General features: G+C 63.5%; 1 pseudogene. It reads right to left on the bottom strand.

What is annotated here, in order from left to right:
* Positions 1–43 precede the first annotated feature (43 nt).
* A pseudogene (locus ABB27_RS18965) lies at positions 44–515 on the bottom strand (bifunctional histidinol-phosphatase/imidazoleglycerol-phosphate dehydratase); the annotation flags it as partial.

The following is a 515-nucleotide window of genomic DNA, read 5'->3' as shown; positions in this document are numbered from 1 at the left end:
GAACCCAGATTGGCGCCGCCGGCATCAACCAGACCGACCTTGCTCACAACGCCCCCTTGGTGGATGGCAGCTCGGTACCTTCCTTCCGGATGGCCTGGCGCAATGCGCGGGCCAGCGCCTTGAAGCAGGCCTCCACCTTGTGGTGGTCGTTCTCGCCCGCCACCTTGAGGTTGAGGTTCAGCCCGCTGGCATCGCATAGCGAACGGAAGAAATGCGGCACCAGTTCGGTCGGCATGTCGCCCACGCGCTCGCGCTTGAATTCGCCATCGAACACGAAGTACGGCCGGCCGCTGAAATCCAACGCGGCGCTGGCCAGGGTTTCGTCCATCGGCAAGGTAAAGCCATAGCGGCCGATGCCACGCTTGTCGCCCAGCGCTTCGCGCAATGCCTGGCCGAGCGCAAGACCGGTGTCTTCGATGGTGTGGTGCTCGTCGATGTGCAGATCGCCCTTGGCTTCCACTTCCAGCGCGAAACCGCCATGGCGGCCGATCTGGTCCAGCATATGGTCGAAGAAC

It is taken from the genome of Stenotrophomonas terrae (assembly GCF_001431465.1).
In the GTDB taxonomy this organism is placed as follows: Bacteria; Pseudomonadota; Gammaproteobacteria; order Xanthomonadales; family Xanthomonadaceae; genus Stenotrophomonas; species Stenotrophomonas terrae.
This window is presented reverse-complemented; position numbering and strand designations above follow the sequence as displayed.